General features: G+C 38.2%; 5 protein-coding genes and 1 pseudogene. All 6 read right to left on the bottom strand.

Going from position 1 to position 2,403, the window contains the following annotated elements:
- Positions 1-364: 30S ribosomal protein S4 (gene rpsD / locus R3333_RS14105; protein WP_318959410.1), on the bottom strand; the 364-nt coding region annotated here is incomplete at its 3' end.
- An 83-nt stretch (positions 365-447) separates the two neighbouring features.
- Positions 448-831, bottom strand: coding sequence for a 30S ribosomal protein S11 (gene rpsK, locus R3333_RS14100; RefSeq protein WP_090248876.1), 384 nt, complete (start codon positions 829-831; stop codon positions 448-450).
- A gap of 8 nt (positions 832-839) precedes the next feature.
- Positions 840-1,214: a 30S ribosomal protein S13 gene (gene rpsM / locus R3333_RS14095; protein WP_318959409.1), complete on the bottom strand. Its 375-nt coding sequence runs from the start codon at positions 1,212-1,214 to the stop codon at positions 840-842.
- Positions 1,215-1,231: 17 nt separating this feature from the next.
- Positions 1,232-1,348, bottom strand: a complete 117-nt coding sequence (rpmJ, locus tag R3333_RS14090) for a 50S ribosomal protein L36 (protein ID WP_090248872.1) — start codon at positions 1,346-1,348, stop codon at positions 1,232-1,234.
- A gap of 28 nt (positions 1,349-1,376) precedes the next feature.
- Positions 1,377-1,595, bottom strand: coding sequence for a translation initiation factor IF-1 (infA, locus tag R3333_RS14085; RefSeq protein ID WP_090248870.1), 219 nt, complete (start codon positions 1,593-1,595; stop codon positions 1,377-1,379).
- Between the two features lie 9 nt (positions 1,596-1,604).
- Positions 1,605-2,403: pseudogene (locus R3333_RS14080) on the bottom strand (SecY family transport protein); the annotation flags it as partial.

Genomic DNA, 2,403 nt, shown 5'->3' with positions numbered 1-2,403 from the left:
CAGTAATGTGTTTGTGAGATACTAACTGACGAGCACCTCTTCTTGTAGGAGCGATTCCCAAACGGAAAACAGTATTATCCAAACGGCTCTCACAAAGGATTAACAAGTTCTCACCTGTAATTCCTTTCATTGAAGATGCCTTCTTGAATAAGTTAGAGAATTGCTTCTCTAAAATACCGTAAGTGTACTTCGCTTTTTGTTTTTCTCCTAATTGGATAGCATATTCTGATTGCTTTCCTCTTCTTTTGTTAGGACCATGTTGTCCTGGACCGTAACTTCTTCTTTCCAACGCTTTGTCTGGGCCGAAGATTGGTTCTCTAAATCGACGTGCGATTTTTGATTTTGGACCTGTATATCTTGCCATTTTATTAAGTAATGAGTGGGGTTATGAATTAAGGCGTAATTCCTTCGATAACCATAAATCCACTCGGGTTAAAAATTCTTTTATTAAACTCTTCTCTTTTTCGGTGGTCTACAACCGTTGTGTGGTAATGGAGTAACGTCAACGATTTCTGTTACTTCAATTCCTGAGTTATGTAAAGATCTGATCGCAGACTCACGTCCAGCTCCAGGCCCTTTTACAAAAACTTTAACTTTACGTAATCCGAAGTCATGAGCTTCTTTGGCACAATCCTCAGCAGCAACTTGTGCAGCGTATGGAGTGTTTTTCTTAGAACCTTTGAATCCCATTTTCCCAGCTGATGACCAAGAAATAACTTGTCCAGCATTGTTAGTTAAAGAAATAATGATGTTGTTGAAGGTAGCTTGAATATGCGCTTCACCAACTGCATCTACTTTAACATTTTTCTTCTTCTTCTGTGCTTTTGCCATCTTACTTATTATTTAGTTGCTTTCTTCTTGTTTGCAACTGTTTTTCTCTTACCTTTTCTTGTACGAGAGTTGTTCTTTGTTCTTTGTCCTCTTAAAGGTAAACCAGCTCTGTGGCGAATACCTCTTTGACATCCGATGTCCATTAAACGTTTGATGTTCAATTGTACCTCTGAACGTAAAGCCCCTTCAACTTTAATTGTGTTGATAGACTCACGGATAAGTCCTAATTGCTCATCAGTCCAATCTTGAACTTTGATGTTCTCATCAATCTTGTTCTCAGCTAAAATTTTTGCTGCTGTAGAACGACCGATACCAAAGATGTATGTTAAACCAATAACACCTCTCTTGTTTTTTGGTAAATCTATACCTGCAATCCTTGCCATAATTCAAATAATTAAGCCTAACCTTGTCTTTGTTTAAGTTTAGGATTCTTTTTGTTTATCACGTAAACTCTTCCTTTTCTCTTAACGATTTTGCAATCTGCACTACGTTTTTTTACTGAAGCTCTTACTTTCATCTTCTTTTTGTTTTTATTCGGATCTCTCCTACTTGTATCTAAAAGTTATTCTCCCTTTTGTTAAATCATAAGGAGACATTTCTACTTTCACTCTATCTCCAGGAAGAATCTTAATGTAGTACATTCTCATCTTTCCTGAAATGTGTGCGGTAATCACGTGTCCATTCTCCAACTCAACTCTAAACATTGCGTTAGATAATGCTTCGATGATAGTTCCGTCTTGTTCTATAGATGCTTGCTTTGCCATTCTTTTATCTTAAAATCCAGATACTTCTCCGGCTGTTCTACGTCCTCTGATTTTCGTTCCTTCCATCAATCCATCGTAGTGTCTGTTCAATAGGTACGTTTCAATTTGCTGAAGCGTATCTAAAACAACTCCTACCATAATCAATAAAGAAGTTCCTCCAAAGAACAATGCAAAAGCTTGTCCAACACCTGCCATGTAGGCCATTGCTGGTAACACTGCAATCAAAGCCAAGAAAATCGATCCTGGTAATGTAATCCTAGAAACTAGGGCATCAATGTAGTTAGCAGTTTCTTCTCCCGGTCTAATACCTGGAATAAATCCACCACTACGCTTCATGTCATCCGCCATTTTCTTCGGGTTAATCATGATAGCAGTATAGAAATAAGTAAATACTACAATCAATACAGCTAATACCAAGTTGTACCAAAATCCAAAGATTCCGAACGTAGAAGCATCAAAAACCATCACCGGTACAGCCATAATTGCCTGTGCGAAGATGATAGGCATTACACCTGATGCATTCACCTTGATAGGAAGGTAAGATCTTGCAGACAGATCACCTGCTTCCGCTCTTCCTGAAGCTACTCTCTTTGCATAGTTCATAGGTACCTTTCTCACACCCTGTACAATTAATACAGTCGCTAAAACGATAGCCATGAAACAAACGATTTCAAGTAAAATTGGAATAGCTGGGCTTTCTTTATCAATCGCTTCTGCAAATACCGCTTGTGGGAAACGTGCCAAGATACCAACAGTAATCAATAACGAGATTCCGTTACCAACTCCTTTATCAGTGATTCTTTCACCT

Source organism: Lishizhenia sp., assembly GCF_033720595.1.
In the GTDB taxonomy this organism is placed as follows: domain Bacteria; phylum Bacteroidota; class Bacteroidia; order Flavobacteriales_D; family Crocinitomicaceae; genus Lishizhenia.
This window is presented reverse-complemented; position numbering and strand designations above follow the sequence as displayed.

What these genes read in the sequence shown, in the direction of transcription:
- rpsK (WP_090248876.1), bottom strand. Translation starts at nt 831, where the DNA reads ATGGCAAAAGCACAGAAGAAGAAGAAAAATGTTAAAGTAGATGCAGTT.
- rpsM (WP_318959409.1), bottom strand. Translation starts at nt 1,214, where the DNA reads ATGGCAAGGATTGCAGGTATAGATTTACCAAAAAACAAGAGAGGTGTT.
- rpmJ (WP_090248872.1), bottom strand. Translation starts at nt 1,348, where the DNA reads ATGAAAGTAAGAGCTTCAGTAAAAAAACGTAGTGCAGATTGCAAAATC.
- infA (WP_090248870.1), bottom strand. Translation starts at nt 1,595, where the DNA reads ATGGCAAAGCAAGCATCTATAGAACAAGACGGAACTATCATCGAAGCA.